Raw genomic sequence first — 513 nt, 5'->3', positions numbered from 1 at the left:
ATGAAATATGTTAAGGTATTGTGAAAACAATAAGGTGTGCGGGGAAGCCCATAACGGGCATACCAAGTGTGTTAGGTGTCTCCACACAGATACATATCCCCGAGTCCCTAGGACCTGGAAGTGGAAGGCAACTCCTGTTGAGGGATAGGGGTAATGGGCTGAAGATCTAGCGGTAGTCTACCGCTAAACGAGTTGAGCAGGGTTGGTGTTAAACGCACCCACTAGCTATGAGACGATGAAAATGAAGGTGGTAAATCACAAACCTATGATCTCCCTTAGGGAACCCTCGCCCTTTAAAGAGGGGAGGAGGTCAGCGACCTACTGCTGGTCTTGATAAGTGGTTGAGGGCTTAGCCCCTACGCTTGATCATGAATGAAGATTAAGACGATTGAAACGAAAGTAAGAGCAAACAATATCAAGCTGGTAAAAAAATTAATATTAAAAATATTTTTAATTTTTATTTATTTTTATCAAGATAAATATAAATTTAACTCCATATTATTGCCTAAGGGG

1 pseudogene is annotated in these 513 nt (G+C 41.3%); it reads left to right on the top strand.

Going from position 1 to position 513, the window contains the following annotated elements:
* Positions 1–89 precede the first annotated feature (89 nt).
* A pseudogene (locus tag ACP5H1_RS08625) lies at positions 90–334 on the top strand (RNA-guided endonuclease TnpB family protein); the annotation flags it as partial.
* Between the last annotated feature and the right edge of the window lie 179 nt (positions 335–513).

This window comes from Acidilobus sp. (assembly GCF_049973875.1).
Classification (GTDB): Archaea; Thermoproteota; Thermoprotei_A; order Sulfolobales; family Acidilobaceae; genus Acidilobus.
Note: the sequence above shows the minus strand (reverse complement) of the source record. Positions and strands in the feature narration are given on the sequence as shown.